Origin of the sequence: Saccharothrix hoggarensis, from assembly GCF_042678885.1 — a bacterium.
Lineage (GTDB): Bacteria > Actinomycetota > Actinomycetes > Mycobacteriales > Pseudonocardiaceae > Actinosynnema > Actinosynnema hoggarensis.
Map to the genome: position 1 here is coordinate 1 of NZ_JBHTLK010000179.1, position 15017 is coordinate 15017.

Here is a 15017-nt window from a genome sequence, read left to right on the forward strand (position 1 = left end):
CGACGCTCGCCGCGCTCGGCCTGCGCGACGCGCTGCTCGGCGCGGCGCACGACGCCGAGCCGACGGACCGGCTCGTCGCCGCCGTCCGCGACCGGGAGGCGCTGCTGATCGTGGACAACTGCGAGCACGTGATCGACTCGGCGGCGGCGTTCGCCCACCGGGTGCTCGGCGAGTGCCGGCGGCTGCGCGTCCTGGCGACGAGCCGGGAACCGCTCGGCATCACGGGAGAGGCGCTGTGGCACGTCGTGCCGCTGGCCCTGCCCGCGCCCGACGCCGCCCCCGACGAGGTAGAGCGCTCCCCCGCCGTCCGGTTGCTGCGGGACCGGGCGAGCGCCGTGCGCAAGGACTTCGCGGTCGACGCCCGCGCGTCGGCGACCATGGCCCGCGTCTGCCGCGCGCTGGACGGGATGCCGCTCGCGATCGAGCTGGCCGCGGCCCGGCTGCGCACCATGTCCCTCGACCAGCTCGCCCACCGCCTCGACGACCGGTTCCGCCTCCTGACCGGCGGCAGCCGGACCGCGCTGCCCCACCACCGGACGCTCCGCGCCGTCGTCGACTGGAGCTGGGAACTGCTCACCGACGCCGAGCGGGTCGTCCTGCGCAGGCTCTCGGTGTTCTCGGGAGGCGCGAGCCTCGAAGCGGCCGAGCGGGTCTGCGCCGGGGACGGCGCCGACGCGGGGCAGGTGCTCGAACTGCTGACCGCGTTGACCGAGAAGTCGCTGGTGCTCGCGGAGGGCGACGAGGCGCCGCGCTACCGGATGCTCGGCACGATCAAGGAGTACGCCGCCCAACGGCTGGCGGAAGCGGGCGAAGCCGACCTGGCCCGGCACGCGCACCTCGCCCACTTCACCGAACTCGCCGAGACCGCGGAGCCGCACCTGCGTCGCGCCGGGCAGCTGGAGTGGCTCGCCGCGCTCGGCGTCGAGCACGACAACATCGGTTCCGCCATGCGGGGCGCGCTCGCGGCCGGCGAGGCGCACGGCGCGATGCGGCTCGCCGCGGCCGCCGGCTGGTACTGGTGGCTCAGCGGGCACAAGTCCGAGGGCATGGAGCTGATCGCCGCCGCCACCGAGGTCGCCGGCGAGGTGCCCGACGAGGTCCGGGCGATGGTGTACGCGCTCATGTCGACGTTCGTCACCTCCGGTCCGGGCGACGAGCACCAGGCCGCGGAGTGGATCCACAAGGCGTACCGGTACAGCCGGACCGGCCGGCCGGGCAACCCGATGCTGGCGCTGGTCGTCCCGCTGGAACGCATGCTGCGCGAGCCCGGCGCGTTCCTGCCCGCGTGGGAAGCGTTGCTGGACAACGAAGACCCCTGGGTGCGCGCGCTGGCCCGGCTGCACCTCGGCAAGATGCGGATCGTGCTCGGCCACGGCGGGCGCGACGCGGACGCGTACCTCGAGGAGGCGCTCGCCGAGTTCCGCGCGATCGGCGAGCGGTGGGGCATCTCGTTCGCACTGACGGAGTTGGCGGACCGGATCGCCGTGCGCGGCGAGTTCGCCGGCGCGTGCGAGTACTACGAGCAGGCCATCGCGATCGTCAGCGAGGTCGGCGCGACCGAGGACGTCATCCGGATGCGGTCGCGACAGGCCCAGCTGTACCGGCTGCTCGGCGACGAGGACTCCAGCGCGGCGGCCATCGCCGAGGCGCAGCGGTTGGCGGACCGCGTCACCTGGCCGGACGCCCTGGCGCTGCTGGCCTTCGCGAAGGCGGAGCTCGCCCGGTGGGACGGCGACACCGCAGCGGCGCGCGAGCAGCTCGACGTCGCGACGACCATGCTGGGCGGCGAGGTGGACCAGCCGAACATCCGCGCGGTGGCCCAGGACGTGCTCGGCTACCTCGCCGAAGACCTCGACGCGGCCCGCGCGCACCGCGCGGCGGCCTGCCGGGCGGCGTCCGAGGCGGGGCACGCCTCCCTGATCGCGCAGGTGCTCGTCGGCGTCGCGGACCAGGCGTTGCGCCTCGACCAGCACGAGCAGGCCGCACGGCTGCTCGCGGCGAGCGCGGCCGTGCGCGGCCTGCCGGATCACGCCAACCCCGACGTCGCCCGGATCGAGCAGGCCGTGCGGAGCCGCCTCGGCGACGCGGGGTTCGCCGAGGCGGCTCGGGAGGGCACGAGCGCCGACTGGTCACGCCTGGTCGAGGTCACGCTCGCTTCGTGAACGTGGAGGACGCCCACAGGTAGCCGACGAGCGCGATCCCGACGCACCACGCGAGGGCGGCGACCACGTCACCGGTGGCCGGCGCGCCGTCGAGGAACCCGCGCAGCGACTCGATGATCGGAGTGAAGGGCTGGTACCGCGCGAACTCCCGGATGCCCGGCCCCATCATCTCCGCCGGCACGATGGCGCTGCTGAAGAACGGCAGCATCACCAGCGGCACGGCGGCGAGCCCCGCCGTCTCCGGGGACTTCGCCGACAACCCCAGGGCGACGGTGAACCAGCCGGCCGCGAACCCGAGCAGCACGACGATGCCGACCACGCCGAGCCAGTCGAGGAAGCCCGCCGACGGGCTGAAGCTCAGCAGGAACGCCACCCCGACGAGCGCCGCGATGGCGACCAGGTTCGTCAGCACGCTCGCGACGACGTGACCGGTCAGCACCGCGCCGCGCGAGACGTCCATGACCTTGAACCGGTTGATGATGCCCTTGGTCATGTCCGAGTTCACCGACGTCGCGGTGGCGCCCAGCCCGTAGCAGACGGCCATCAGCATCAGCCCCGGCGTCGCGTAGTCGATGTAGTCGACGCCGACGTCGAACGCGTCACCGAACACGTACACGAACATCAACATCATCACGACCGGCATCAGCACCGCGTTGAACACCGAGGTCGGGTTCCGGGCGATGTGCTTGAAGTTGCGGCGCAACATGACCGTCGAGTGGGACTTGGCGCTCACTTCGCGTCCTCCGCGGTGCGGCCCGTCAGGGCGAGGAACACGTCATCGAGGTCGGGGGTGTGGACGGAGAACGCCTCCGCGTTCAGCGAGTGCTCGTCGAGCCGGTCGAGCAGACCGCGCAACGACTTCGTGCCGCCGTCGCTGGGCACCCGCAGGGCCAGTCCCTCGTCGTCCCGCGCGGAGCCGGCGAAGAGCCGGGCGGCAGCGTCGAGGTCGGCGGTGTCGGCGAACCTGAGCCGGACGTGCGTCCCGGGGAGGCGGCTCTTGAGCTCGTCCGGGGTGCCCTGGGCGACCAGGCGGCCCCGGTCGAGCACCGCGATCCGGTCGGCGAGCTGGTCGGCTTCCTCGAGGTACTGGGTGGTGAGGAAGATCGTGACGCCGTCCGCCACGAGCTCGCGGATGATCGTCCACATCGTGCGGCGGCTGCGCGGGTCCAACCCGGTCGTCGGCTCGTCCAGGAAGATGATCCGCGGCGCGCCGACGAGCGTCATCGCGAGGTCCAGCTTCCGGCGCATGCCCCCGGAGTAGGTGGAGACGGGCTTCCTCGCGGCCTCGGCCAGCTCGAACCGCTCCAGCAACTCCGCGACGACCCGCCGGCCGCCGCCCTTCAGGTCGACCATCAGCTGCAGGTTCTCCTGGCCCGTCAGCAGGTCGTCCACCGCCGCGAACTGCCCGGTGACGCCGATGGCCGCGCGCACCGCCTTCGCGTCGGCGGCGACGTCGTGCCCGGCGACGCGCACCGTCCCGCCGTCGGCCTTCGTCAACGTGGTCAGCACGTTCACCGTGGTCGTCTTACCCGCCCCATTCGGACCGAGCAGGGAGAAAATGCCGCCCTGGCGAACATCGAAATCGATGCCGTCGAGCACGACCTTGTCCCCGTACGCCTTCCGGAGCCCTGCGACTTCAATCGCGGAACTTGTCATGCGCCCACCATCACGGCCGGCGCCGCCACGCCCCTGACACGCCGCTGACACGACCGCCGACACGGTGTCCGCGCCGGCCGCCACCGCCGTCGGGCGGCCCCACCTCGTCCAGACCCGCCGGAACGGCGACGTGCCGGGACACGACGTCGCAGGTCACGCGGTCACGCACGGCGCGCGTCACGCGCAATCCGGAGAGCCGAAGCGACGACATCGCCCGCAATATGATTTTCCGGAAATGCGCACCTCAGGACCACGAACAACGTCCAGAGTGGACATATGGTAATGGTTCGCGGCAGTTGCTCCATCAGGGGGAGACTGCGACGACCACTTGGCGTGCGGCGAAGTCCCGTGATTAAGATCAGAGCCTCCCGGCGCACTGGTATCCGGCAGCACGCCCGCTCAGAGGAATTGATGGACCGACAAACTCTCGCAGTGGCGTTCTGGTTCGCGCTCGCCGTCGCACTGGTCGCCGTGTTCCTGCTGGTACGCCAGAGGCAGGCCGCCCGCGCGTTGCGCGCGCGGGCCGAGGCGGCCGAGCACTGGGCGCGCGTCCGCGCCGAGGAGGATCGGCACCTGGTCGAGGCCCGGCTGCCGGCCCTCGCCGAGTCGCTGGGCCACCGGCCCGTCGAGGTGCCCGGTCCGCGGCGCCCGGAGGCGGCCGAGGGCCACGACCGGGTGCTCGCGCTGTTCACCGACTCCGTCGGGCAGGCCTCCGCCCGCGGCGAGCAGTCCGCCCGCGCCACGCTGAAGTCGATGATGCGCGCGGTGCAGAGCCTGGCCAACGAGCAGCAGGTCGCGATCTCGACCATGCAGGACCGGCACGACGACCCCGACGTGCTCGCCGGCCTGATGCGGATCGACCACATGAACTCGCAGCTGAACCGCCGGGCCCAGGCGACCGCCGTGCTCTGCGGGTCGTGGCCCGGCCAGCAGCGGTCGGCGTCGTCGCTGACCGACGTGGTGCGCGGCGCCACCTCGCGCATCCGGGACTACCTGCGGATCAACGTCCCGGCCGAGTCGGACGTCGCCGTGGTCAGCCGCGCGGTCGAGCCGGTCGTGCTGGCCGTCGCCGAGCTGCTCGACAACGGCGCCCGGCACTCGCCGCCCAACACCAGCGTCGAGGTCAACTTCCAGCAGGCGCACAACGGCATGGTGGTGATGATCGACGACGGCGGCGTCGGCATGACCGTCGAGGAGCTGCGGCGCGCCGCCCGGCTGCTGACCGGCGACGGCGCCAACGACATCAACCGGCTCGGCGACCCGCCGCAGGTCGGCTTCGCCGTCATCGGCGTGCTGGCCAAGCGCTACGGCTTCCGCGTCTCGGTGGACACGCGCTCGCCGTACGGCGGCGTGCGGGCGGTGGTGTTCCTGCCGACCGAGCTGCTGACCCGCGTCAGCAAGCCCGCCATGCCCGACAACGCCGTCGCGCTCCCGCCCGAGCAGCGGACCCCGCCGGCCGCGCCCGTGGACGACGCGGAGCCGGAACGCACCCCTGGTGGCCTGCCCCGACGTCGGAGGGTGTCCGCCCCGGGCCAGGTCGCGGCGCCGTCGGCGCCCCCGGTGTCGAGCCCCGCCGGGCAACCGCCGGCCGACCAGCGGATCGCGACCGGGCTGGCCGCCTGGAAGCGCGGGACCGATTCGGGCCGGGCCACCACCCCACCGCCCGTCGCTGAAGGGAACAGCCAGGCATGAACGAGTTGGGTTGGATGCTCGACGACGCCCTGAAGATGCCGGAGACGCGGCACGCCGTCCTGCTGTCGGCCGACGGGCTGCTGATGGCGCACTCCGCCGGCATCGACCGGGACGACGCGGAACGGCACGCCGCCGCGATGTCCGCGCTCCAGTCGCTGGCCCGCGCCACCGCCGAGTTCTGCGGGCAGACCAGCGCCGAGTGGCAGCAGACGGTCAGCGAGTTCACCGGCGGCTACGTCTTCCTCGCCGCGGCGGGTCCGGGCGCGTACCTCGCCGTGTCGGCCACCGCGCGGGTGGACATGGAGGCGGTCTCCTTCCGCATCCAGGAGCTCGTCCAGCGGTTGGGCAAGGAACTCACCAGCCCGCCGCGACAGGACGCCGGCAAGCCGGCGTGAGCGGCGAGAGGCGCTTGCGGGGGCTGGTGCGGCCGTACGTGGTGACCGGCGGCCGGGCCCACGCCAGCCGCAACACGTTCGACGCGGTCACGGTCGTGATCGCCACCCGTGAGCAGGTCGCCGGGCTGTCGCCGGAGAAGAAGCGGCTGATGGAGCTGTGCCGCGGCGGCGCGCTGTCGGTGGCCGAGATCGCCGCGCACCTCTCGCTGCCGATCAGCGTGACCAAGGTGCTGCTGTCCGACCTGGTCGACAGCGGTCACATCGCCACGCACGCCGCGGTCTCGCACACCGCCCGCCCCGACATGAAGCTGCTGAAGGACGTGCTCGATGGCCTCCGCGCTCGCCTCTGACGGCGTCTACCTGCGCGACACCGTGCGGACGGCGGTGAAACTGCTGGTCGTGGGTCCGTTCGCGGTCGGCAAGACCACCTACGTCGGCACGCTCTCGGAAATCCGCCCGCTGCGCACCGAGGAGACGATGACGCAGGCCGGGGCCCTCGTCGACGACCTCGCCGGCGTGAACGGCAAGAGCACCACCACGGTCGCGCTGGACTTCGGCCGGCTGACGCTCAACGACGAACTGGTGCTCTACCTGTTCGGCGCGCCCGGCCAGAAGCGGTTCACGCAGGTTTGGAAGGACATCGCCTACGGCGCGCTCGGCGCGCTGGTGCTCACCGACACCCGCCGGCTGGAGCAGTCCTTCGAGGTCATGAGCCTGCTGGAGGAGCTGGGCATCCCGTACGCGGTGGCGGTCAACTCCTTCGACGGCGCGCCCGCCTTCCCCGGCGACGAGCTGCGCGACGCGCTGGACCTGCTGCCCGAGACCCCACTGGTGTTCTGCGACGCCCGCGACGCGACGTCGTCCACGGAGGCGCTCATCACCCTCGTCGAGTACCTGTTGACCCGCAACCAGGAGAACGTGTGACCTCGCAAGCCGCCCCCGGGCAGGCATGTCCCGCACACCGCGGCCGGATGCCGCTGCACGGCCCGGAGTTCGCCGCCGACCCGGCCGCGACGTACCAGGCCCTGCGCGAGCACGGGCCGGTCGCCCCGGTCGAGCTGGCGCCCGGTGTGCCCGCCACGCTCGTCGTGGGCTACACCGCCGCGCTGGACGTCCTGCGCAACCCCAGCGCGTTCCCGCGCGACCCGCGGCGGTGGCAGGCGAAGATGCCGCCGGACAGCCCGGTGCTGCCGATGATGATGTACCGGCCGAACTGCCTGTTCACGGACGGCGCCCAGCACGCGCGGCTGCGCGCCGTGGTCACCGACAGCCTGGCCAGGGTGGACGGGAACGCGCTGCGCGCCTACGTCGAGCAGACCGCGGACCGGCTGATCGCGCGGTTCTCCCGCGACGGCGAGGCCGACTTGCTCGGCCAGTACGCGCAGCTGCTGCCGCTGATGATGTTCAACCACCTCTACGGCTGCCCGCCGGAGCTGGGTGACCGGCTGGTCGCCGCCATGCGCAGCATCTTCGACATGGTGGAGCCGGAGAAGGCCAACGCCGAGCTGACGCAGTGCATGTTGGAGCTGGTCGCGCTCAAGCGGGGGCACCCCGACCAGGACATGCCGTCGTGGATGATGGCCCACCCGGCGCGGCTGACCGACGAGGAGCTGATCCACCAGCTCATCCTGCTCATGGGCGCGGGCACCGAGCCCGAGCAGAACCTGATCGCCAACGGCATCCGGCTGCTGCTGTCCGACGACCGGTTCGCGGGCGACCTCTCCGGCGGCAGCATGCCGGTCGAGGAGGCGCTGGACGAGGTGCTGTGGACCGACCCTCCGATGGCGAACTACTCGGCGAGCTACCCGGTCGAGGACACCGACTTCGCCGGGGTCCGGCTGCCCGCCGCCGAGCCGGTCGTGATCAGCTTCGCGGCGGCCAACAACGACCCCGTGCTGGCGGGCCAGCAGCGCTCGGGCAACCGCGCGCACCTGGCGTGGAGCGCGGGCGTGCACTCCTGCCCGGCCCAGCAGCCGGCGCGGCTCATCGCGTCGGTGGCGATGGAGAAGATCCTCGACGCCCTGCCCGACATGCGGCTCGCCGTCCCCGTCGACCAGCTGGTCTGGCGGCCGGGCCCGTTCCACCGCGCGCTCACCGCGCTGCCCGTGCGTTTCACCCCGGTAGCCGTGCCCGTCCACCCCGACGAGTCACCTGGAGAAACCCGATGGAACGTCCAGCCGACCCCGCCGTCCTCGAACCCGCTGCCGCCGCACCCGCTGCCCTCGGCTCCGCCGCCGTCGACTCCCCCGCCGTTCACCCCGCCGCCCTCGACCCCATCGTCCTCGACCCCACCGGCCGTGACCTCCACGGCGAGTCCGCGGCCATCGCCGCACGAGGGCCGGCGACGCTGGTGGAGCTCCCTGGTCAGGTTCGTGCGTGGTCGGTGACCAGCCAGGAGACCTTGCGCGGCCTGCTCGGTGACCCGCGGGTCTCGAAGGACCCGCGGCGGCACTGGCCGGCGTACTCCAGCGGCGAGATCTCCGAGGACTGGCCGCTGCACCTGTGGGTGTCGGTGCAGAACATGTTCACCGCGTACGGCGACGACCACCGCCGCCTCCGCTCGCTGGTGTCCAAGGCGTTCACGGCGCGGCGGGTGGCGGCGATGCGGCCGTGGATCGAGCAGATCACCACCCGGCTGCTGGACGAGCTGGACGCGGCGGAGCAGCCGGTGGACCTGCGCGACCGGTTCGCCTACCCGATCCCGATCGAGGTCATCTGCCAGCTGTTCGGCGTGCGGGCCGAGGCGCGGTCGGAGCTGCGGGAGGTGGTCGACGGCGTCTTCGACACCACGATCACGCCGGAGGCCGCCCAGGCGAACGTCGTGCGGCTGTACGGGATCATGCACCAGCTGGTCGCGGAGAAGCGGGAGAACCCCGGCGACGACCTGACCAGCGGTTTGATCGCGGTGCGCGAGGACGACGGCTCGACGCTGGAGGAAGCCGAGCTCGTCGACACGCTGATCCTGGTGATCTCGGCGGGGTACGAGACCACGGTGAACCTGCTGGACCAGGCGATCACGGCGCTGCTGACGCACCCGGAGCAGCTGGCCGCCGTCCGCGCGGGCACGAGCAGCTGGGCGGACGTGATCGAGGAGACCCTGCGCTGGCAGGCCCCGGTGGCGAACCTGCCCCTGCGGTACGCCGTGGAGGACATCGAGATCGGCGACGGCGTGGTCATCCGCCAGGGCGAGGCGATCCTGGCGGCGTACGCGGCGGCGGGTCGGGACAAGGCGGTCCACGGCGAGACCGCCGACCAGTTCGACGTCACCAGGGCCGACAAGGCGCACCTGGCCTTCGGCCACGGCGTGCACTACTGCCTGGGCTCCCCGCTGGCCCGGATGGAAGCCGAGATCGCCCTCCCGGCCCTGTTCGCCCGGTTCCCCGGGATGGAACTGGCCGTGGCGCCGCACGAGCTGAAGCCGGGCCAGTCGTTCATCTCCAACGGCCACGAATCCCTGCCGGTGCGGCTGAAGTAGTGCGATCCCTCTCCCGGGGTCGGCCCGGTCGTCGAACGCGACGTCGACCGGGCCGACCCGGGCGTCCGCGCCGTCAGAACGCGTAGCGGACGCGCAGGTACGGGGCGTGCTCGGCGATCAGGGCCAGCAGGTCGTCCAGCAGGGCGCGCTTGAGGCCGCGCCGGTAGCGGACGTTGACGCCGCCGCCCTCGCTGCGCTTCGCCTCCTGCAGGTCCGGCCGCCACAGGACGTCCTCGGCGCGGGGGTGCCAGCGGAGGTTCACGTCGTGCAGCGCCTCGTTGTGGGTGAGCATGATGACCTCGGCGGCCAGCCGGTCGCGGGTCTCGGGTGACGTCGCGTCGCCCAGCGCGCCGAGCAGGTCGCGCCAGTCGTCCAGCCAGCCGTCGTGGACGACGACGGGGCTGAGGTTGACGTGCACCTCGTACCCGGCGGCGCGGAAGTCGTCCAGGGCGGCGAGGCGTTCGGCGACGGGGCTGGTGCGGAGGTCGAGGAGCTTCGCCGTGCGCTCGGGCATCAGCGAGAACCGCACGCGGGTGCGCCCCCTCGGGTCCCAGTCCAGCAGGTCCCGGTTGACGTGCTTGGTGGCGAAGGACGCCTTGGCGGTCGGCAGGCCGCGGAACAGGCGCACCAGGTCGCGCACGTTGTCGCTGACCAGGGCGTCCACGGAGCAGTCGGAGTTCTCCCCGATGTCGTACACCCAGGCGTGGTCGTCCACCTGGCCGGGCTCGGTCATCGGGCCCTGCCGCGCGACGTGCCGGGCCAGGTAGCCGGTGATCTGCTCGATGTTCGCGAACACCGTGATCGGGTTGGAGTAGCCCTTGCGCCGGGGCACGTAGCAGTACGCGCACGCCATGGCGCACCCGTTGGCCGTGGACGGGGCGATGAAGTGGGCGGAGCGCCCGTTGGGCCGGGCCGCGAGCGACTTCTTCACCCCCAGCACCAGCGCCTCCTGCTTGATGCGGACCCAGCGGCGGGCGTTGGCCTCGTCGCCGTGCAGCTCGGGGATGCGCCAGTGGCTGTCGACCTCCACGCGCTCGGCGTCGGGGAACCGGTCCAGCACCTCGCGCCCGCGCGGCAGCGCGGCGGCGGCGGGCTCCACGTAGATGCGGGTGGGTGAGATCAGCGGCTGGGCGGTCACCACTCCAGTGTCCGAACGGGACCGACAAATCCGCACGTCGAACGGTGCCGTGTGGCGCGGTTCACCCGGTCAGGCGGCCAGCACGAAGGACAGGAAGAAGCCGCCGGCCGTGGCGAACGCGTTGAGCGGCCGGCCGTGCTCGAACGCCTCGGGCATCAGGGTGTCGGCCAGCGACGCGATCACGGCACCGCCGGCGAAGGACAGCGCCACGGCCAGCACGGCGTCGCTCAGCCCTCCGGCGACGAGCCTGCCGAGCACCACCGCGCCCGTGAGCAGCAGGGCGCAGATCGCCCAGGTCATGATCACGGTCTTCCGGCTCTGCCCCGACTCGCGCATGGCGACGGCGCCGACCAGCGACTCCGGCAGGTTGGAGAAGAAGATCGCGACGAGCAGGGTCAGCGACACCCCGCCCGCCAGCGACACGCCGAGCGCGAGGTTCTCCGGCACGCCGTCGAGGGTCACCGCCGCGAGCAGCGCGAACCCGACCCCACCGCTCGCGCCGGCCTTCGTCACCTCGCGCTGCTCGGGCCCGGGGTGGCCGGTGACGTAGCGGTCCAGGGCGGAGTCCGCGAGCACGAACGCCGCCGCGCCGGCCAGCAGTCCGAGGCCGGACCGCACCGCGCCGCCGAGGTGGAACGCCTCCTCGAACAGCTCGAAGGCCAGCGCGGAGATCAGCGCGCCGCTGGCGAAGGCCAGCAGGATCCCGGTGAGCCACCGGGGCGGGTCCCACAGCGAGCCGATGATCGAGCCGAGCACCAGGGCGCTCGACGCGGCCAGGCCGTACAGCACCGCGGTCAGCATCCCCACCATTCTGACGGCGGACCGGTCACCCCGCCACCGTTCGCCCGCCCGCGGCGCCCCACCCCGGGCGGGAGTCGGGAGCGCGCGGGCCGGCGGGACGTGGTCAGACGGGGGTGTGGGGTGCCTGGTCCGGGTCGCCGTGCCGGTCCCGCGCCGCGCGTCGCCGCAAGCGGTCCAGGAACCTTATGGACGGTGTCGCGGTGACGCCGTGGAGGATGATCGAGCCGATCACGACCAGGCCGACCACCCGCCAGATCGCGTCCGGGTCGGCGAACTGCCCGGACTGCAGCGCGTAGGCGACGTAGAACAGCGATCCGACGCCCCGCACGCCGAAGAACGAGATGACGGCCCGCTCGCGGGGCCCCGTCCGGCCGCGCGCCAGGCCGATCAGGCCCGTCACCGGCCGCACCACCAGCAGGACCACCAGCGCCACCAGCACCTCGCGCCACCCCGTGCCGACCAGCAGGCCGGTGACCGCCGCCCCGCCGAGCAGGAAGACGATCAGCACCGTGAGCATCCGCTCGATCTGCTCGACGTACTGGTGCAGGACGCGGTGGTACCCGTGGGAGCGCTCGCCCGCCCTGATCGTGCAGGCGCACACGAACACCGCGATGAAGCCGTACCCCTCGGCCAGTTCGGTGAGGCCGTAGGCGAGGAACGTGGCGGCGAGCGCGACGAAGCCCTCGGCGTGCTCGGCCAGCCGCAGGTTCTCCGACGGCGCCGCGAAGAACAGCTTGCGCAACGCCCACCCGGTCAGCAGCCCGACGAGGACGCCGCACGCCAGCCGCCACAGCACGTCCACGGCGAGCCAGTGCGGCAGCCAGCCGTCCGGCGCGGCCCCGACGATGCTGATGGCGACGGCGGCGTAGGTGAAGGGGAACGCCAGCCCGTCGTTGAGCCCGGCCTCGGACGTCAGCGCGAACCGGGCCTCGTCCTCGCCCTCGCCGGGCGCGTCCGGGTTCTCCGCGGGCTCGGCCACCTGCACCTCGCTGGCGAGCACCGGGTCGGTCGGCGCCAGCACGGCCGCGAGCAGCACCGAGGACGCCAGCCCCCAGCCGAGCGCGCCCCACCCCAGCAGCCCGACGGCGAGCATGGACAGGGGCATGGTGATGCCCAGCAGCCGCCACGTCGTCGACCAGCGGCGCAGGCCCACCGGCCGGTTCAGCGCGAGCCCCGCGCCCATCAACGAGATGATCACGCACAGCTCGGTGAGGTGGAGCGTGACCGAGCCGTGCCGGGCCGGGTCCGGGTCGGGCAGCGGGTCGGCGACGGTGAACGCGATCGCGCCCGCGGCCAGGAAGATCATCGGCATCGAGAGCGGCGCCTTGCCCAGGACGCGGGGCAGCAGCGCGGCCAGGAGGGTCGCGACACCGACGCCGGCGTAGGCCACGGCATCCGGACCCACCGGGTTCGCTCCTCTCGTCGGGCCGCGGACGGACGAGCGCCGGCCGCGGCGGTACCCCGGCCGCATACCCCGATCCGCCGGTGCTAATCCTCCGAACGCCTTCACGACCCGGCGAACCTGAACGCCTTCCGACCCGGCGTGAATGTCGACGTGACCCCCTCCGACCAGCGGCGGGCGCAATCCGCGCGCAGCGTAGACGGCCGGGGAAACACGACCTACTGATCACCGTTCTCCATAGCCTTACCCGTTGACGCGGCCACGGCGCACGTAGCGTGATATCACCCCCTCGAACGGACTTGCCTACCCGCGCCGGCGAGTGAACCCGGTCTACTCGCACAATGATCCCGGGCGGCACCAGGTATAGATCTTCTCGGCGCAGCAAAACGACATCAGGGCCGCCGTGAGCTGGGCGGTCACGGCATCGCGCTCGACCGACCGGCGGGTGCGCACCACTCGGAAAAGGCGACGGCATGGCACTCGGAACAAGACAGATCATTCGCGTTGGGGAGATCCCGGCGCGCTTCGGCACCCCGTTCCGCCCCCGACCGGAAATGAGCTAGTCGTGCACGTCGCGGTCATTGGCGCGGGTGTCGCCGGCCTTGCCACGGCCAAGGTGCTGCGGCAGGCGGGGCACGCGATCACGGTGTTCGAGAAGAGTTCGGAAGTCGGCGGCGTGTGGAGCGCGGCCCGGCGATATCCGGGGCTCACCACGCAGAGCCCGAGGGACCAGTACGCGCTGTCGGACTTCCCGATGCCGAAGGACTTCCCCGAGTGGCCGACGGGCGAGCAGGTGCAGGCGTACCTGGCCGCGTACGCCAGGCGGTTCGGCCTCGTGCCGCACCTGCGCCTGAACACGGCGGTCACGGCCGTGACGCCGACCACCGACGGGCGCTGGCGCGTCGCGACCGGTGACACCGGCGAGGTGTACGACCGGGTCGTCGTCGCCAACGGCGTGCTGTGCGAGCCCGCGGTGCCCGACTACCCCGGTCGCGCCGAGTTCGAGGCGGCCGGCGGGCGGGTGTGCGCCGCCACGGAGTTCCACGACGTCGAGGACGCGCGCGGCAGGCACGTGGTGGTCGTCGGCTACGGCAAGTCGGCGTGCGACGTGACCGTGCCGATCTCCGAGGTGGCGGCGAGCACGGACGTCGTCGCGCGGCAGGTGGTGTGGAAGGTGCCGAGGAAGATCGGCGGCGTCGTGAACTTCAAGGTGCTGCTGATGACGCGCATGGGCGAGTCCCTGTTCCGGTACGCGCGGCTGCGCGGGTTCGAGAAGTTCCTGCACGGGCCCGCCGACCGCCTGCGCCGCAACATGATCAACTCGGTCGGGTCGGTGTCGGTCCGGCAGTTCCGGCTCAAGGAGCACGGCCTGGTGCCGGCCGGGCACATGGAGGACATGATCCGCAACGCGATCGGCCTCGCCACGGAGGGGTTCTTCGAGGGCGTCGCCGACGGGTCGATCCGGGTCCGCAGGGACCGCCGGATCACGCGCCTGTTCGCGCGGGGCGGCAAGCCGTGGGCGGCGCTGTCGGACGGCGCCGAGCTGCCCGCCGACCTCGTCGTCTGCGCGACGGGTTTCGTCCAGGCCGTGCCGTTCCTCCCGGCCGACGTGCGGGACCGCGTGCAGGACGAGCGCGGGAACTTCCTGCTCTACCGCCAGATCCGGCCGGTCGGCGTGCCGGGCCTGTACTTCAACGGCTACAACTCGTCGTTCTTCAGCCAGCTCAACGCCGAGATGGCGGCGCTCTGGATCGCGGCCGACCTCGCGGGCGCGCTGCGGCTGCCGGACGACGACGCGATGCGCGCCGCGATCGCCGCGCAGATCGCGTTCATGGACGAGGCGACCGACGGCCACCACTGCCACAACACGAAGATCATCCCGTTCTCGCTGCACAACGTGGACGAAGTGCTGGCCGACCTGGACGTCAACATCCCGAGAGCGGTCCGGGCCGCGCACTGGCTGGTCCCCGTGAACCCCGCGGCCTACCGCCGCGTGACGCGAGCGCTGCTCGCCCGACTGCCCGCACCTCCGCCCGGAGGCGCGCGACCCGCGGGCCTCGACGCGGTGACGGTGGCGCCGGCGCACCGCGGTGAGCGCGCCGCCCGCGCCGGATCGTCCACAACGGACGGTTAAGCGCCGGTCCCACCCCCGATCCACGGCCCGCACGGGCAAGTCACGCGTGCGCCCGGGCTTCACGCCGCTCCCCGGCGGCGGGCACCGCACGGGCCGCGGCCCGCCACCACGCCTCCCGACCGCCACCGGACGTCGAGCGACCGCGTGCGGACGCCCGCACCC

Annotated in this window: 13 protein-coding genes; 8 read left to right on the plus strand and 5 right to left on the minus strand. The window is 72.7% G+C overall.

What is annotated here, in order from left to right:
• On the plus strand, positions 1 to 2162 hold a 2162-nt coding region (locus tag ACFQ3T_RS26605; RefSeq protein WP_380727052.1), incomplete at its 5' end, for an ATP-binding protein.
• On the opposite strand, the gene ACFQ3T_RS26610 is transcribed toward ACFQ3T_RS26605, so the two are convergent.
• Entirely contained in the window at positions 2146 to 2868 is a 723-nt protein-coding gene (locus ACFQ3T_RS26610) for an ABC transporter permease (protein WP_380727076.1), read from the minus strand. The genes ACFQ3T_RS26605 and ACFQ3T_RS26610 overlap by 17 nt on opposite strands.
• A gap of 23 nt (positions 2869 to 2891) precedes the next feature.
• Positions 2892 to 3818: an ATP-binding cassette domain-containing protein gene (locus ACFQ3T_RS26615; RefSeq protein WP_380727054.1), complete on the minus strand. Its 927-nt coding sequence runs from the start codon at positions 3816 to 3818 to the stop codon at positions 2892 to 2894.
• A gap of 411 nt (positions 3819 to 4229) precedes the next feature.
• Here ACFQ3T_RS26615 and ACFQ3T_RS26620 point away from each other — a divergent pair, with 411 nt between their 5' ends.
• From ACFQ3T_RS26620 to ACFQ3T_RS26645, 6 genes are read left to right on the plus strand one after another with little or no spacing between them, the layout of a single operon-like run.
• Positions 4230 to 5510 carry an ATP-binding protein gene (locus ACFQ3T_RS26620; protein ID WP_380727056.1) on the plus strand — a complete coding sequence of 427 codons (1281 nt, stop codon included), beginning with the start codon at positions 4230 to 4232 and terminating at the stop codon, positions 5508 to 5510.
• On the plus strand, positions 5507 to 5905 hold the full coding sequence (locus tag ACFQ3T_RS26625) for a roadblock/LC7 domain-containing protein (RefSeq protein ID WP_380727058.1): 399 nt from the start codon (positions 5507 to 5509) through the stop codon (positions 5903 to 5905). The genes ACFQ3T_RS26620 and ACFQ3T_RS26625 overlap by 4 nt, the downstream gene beginning before the upstream one ends.
• Complete coding sequence (locus tag ACFQ3T_RS26630; RefSeq protein WP_380727060.1) at positions 5902 to 6255, plus strand: DUF742 domain-containing protein; 354 nt, start codon at positions 5902 to 5904, stop codon at positions 6253 to 6255. Before ACFQ3T_RS26625 ends, ACFQ3T_RS26630 begins: the two co-directional genes overlap by 4 nt.
• Complete coding sequence (locus tag ACFQ3T_RS26635) at positions 6233 to 6829, plus strand: GTP-binding protein (RefSeq protein WP_380727062.1); 597 nt, start codon at positions 6233 to 6235, stop codon at positions 6827 to 6829. The genes ACFQ3T_RS26630 and ACFQ3T_RS26635 overlap by 23 nt, the downstream gene beginning before the upstream one ends.
• A 47-nt stretch (positions 6830 to 6876) precedes the next feature.
• Entirely contained in the window at positions 6877 to 8292 is a 1416-nt protein-coding gene (locus ACFQ3T_RS26640; protein ID WP_380727064.1) for a cytochrome P450, read from the plus strand.
• Positions 8289 to 9380 (plus strand): cytochrome P450 family protein, encoded by a 1092-nt coding sequence (locus tag ACFQ3T_RS26645; protein WP_380727066.1) that lies wholly within the window; start codon positions 8289 to 8291, stop codon positions 9378 to 9380. The genes ACFQ3T_RS26640 and ACFQ3T_RS26645 overlap by 4 nt, the downstream gene beginning before the upstream one ends.
• Before the next feature lie 73 nt (positions 9381 to 9453).
• On the opposite strand, the gene ACFQ3T_RS26650 is transcribed toward ACFQ3T_RS26645, so the two are convergent.
• From ACFQ3T_RS26650 to ACFQ3T_RS26660, 3 genes are all read right to left on the minus strand, one after another.
• Entirely contained in the window at positions 9454 to 10518 is a 1065-nt protein-coding gene (locus ACFQ3T_RS26650; protein ID WP_380727068.1) for a spore photoproduct lyase family protein, read from the minus strand.
• Positions 10519 to 10587: 69 nt separating this feature from the next.
• The gene (locus tag ACFQ3T_RS26655; RefSeq protein ID WP_380727070.1) at positions 10588 to 11319 is read right to left on the minus strand and encodes a ZIP family metal transporter; all 732 of its coding nucleotides are present in this window, start codon (positions 11317 to 11319) and stop codon (positions 10588 to 10590) included.
• Positions 11320 to 11422: 103 nt separating this feature from the next.
• Positions 11423 to 12724 (minus strand): cation:proton antiporter, encoded by a 1302-nt coding sequence (locus ACFQ3T_RS26660; protein WP_380727072.1) that lies wholly within the window; start codon positions 12722 to 12724, stop codon positions 11423 to 11425.
• Positions 12725 to 13286: 562 nt separating this feature from the next.
• Between ACFQ3T_RS26660 and ACFQ3T_RS26665 the strand changes: the two genes are divergently transcribed.
• Positions 13287 to 14855 (plus strand): flavin-containing monooxygenase, encoded by a 1569-nt coding sequence (locus tag ACFQ3T_RS26665; protein WP_380727074.1) that lies wholly within the window; start codon positions 13287 to 13289, stop codon positions 14853 to 14855.
• Positions 14856 to 15017: the final 162 nt, after the last annotated feature.

Excerpts from the sequence above, each read along its gene's own strand:
- ACFQ3T_RS26610 (WP_380727076.1), bottom strand. The coding sequence starts at position 2,868 with ATGTTGCGCCGCAACTTCAAGCACATCGCCCGGAACCCGACCTCGGTG.
- ACFQ3T_RS26615 (WP_380727054.1), bottom strand. The coding sequence starts at position 3,818 with ATGACAAGTTCCGCGATTGAAGTCGCAGGGCTCCGGAAGGCGTACGGG.
- ACFQ3T_RS26620 (WP_380727056.1), top strand. The coding sequence starts at position 4,230 with ATGGACCGACAAACTCTCGCAGTGGCGTTCTGGTTCGCGCTCGCCGTC.
- ACFQ3T_RS26625 (WP_380727058.1), top strand. The coding sequence starts at position 5,507 with ATGAACGAGTTGGGTTGGATGCTCGACGACGCCCTGAAGATGCCGGAG.
- ACFQ3T_RS26635 (WP_380727062.1), top strand. The coding sequence starts at position 6,233 with ATGGCCTCCGCGCTCGCCTCTGACGGCGTCTACCTGCGCGACACCGTG.
- ACFQ3T_RS26640 (WP_380727064.1), top strand. The coding sequence starts at position 6,877 with ATGCCGCTGCACGGCCCGGAGTTCGCCGCCGACCCGGCCGCGACGTAC.
- ACFQ3T_RS26655 (WP_380727070.1), bottom strand. The coding sequence starts at position 11,319 with ATGCTGACCGCGGTGCTGTACGGCCTGGCCGCGTCGAGCGCCCTGGTG.